Raw genomic sequence first — 521 nt, 5'->3', positions numbered from 1 at the left:
GTACGGTCAATACGTACGTAAGAGATGTTTTTCGCATCTGTTTCCATTTCTAACCATGCACCACGGTTAGGGATTACAGTGGTACCAAATGATTGGCGACCATTTTTATCTAATTTGTCGTGGAAGTAAACACCTGGAGAACGCACTAATTGAGAAACGATTACACGTTCCGCACCGTTGATGATAAACGTACCACCATCAGTCATTAGTGGGAAATCACCGAAGAATACTTCTTGATCCTTGATTTCACCAGTTTCTTTATTCATTAAGCGCAATTTAACATAAATTGGCGCTGAGTAGTTTGTGTCATGTGCACGTGCTTCTGCTAAGTTGTATTTAGCTTCTTTAAATGAATAATCAACAAATTCTAAGGCTAATTTACCAGCATGATCTTCAATAGGAGAAATGTCCTCAAACATTTCTTTCATCCCTTGATCCAAGAACCATTTGTATGAGTCCGTTTGGATTTCAATCAAGTTTGGCAATTCTAGCACTTCATTAATACGTGAGTAACTGCGGCG

Annotated in this window: 1 pseudogene; it reads right to left on the bottom strand. The window is 38.8% G+C overall.

Features of this window, described 5'->3' with window-relative positions:
* Window positions 1-521, bottom strand: a pseudogene (locus tag ACRCJ0_RS19210) (DNA-directed RNA polymerase subunit beta); the annotation flags it as partial.

It is taken from the genome of Aerococcus sp. L_32 (assembly GCF_050689315.1).
The sequence above is the reverse complement of the archived record's forward strand: the minus strand, read 5'-3'. Positions and strand labels throughout refer to the sequence as shown.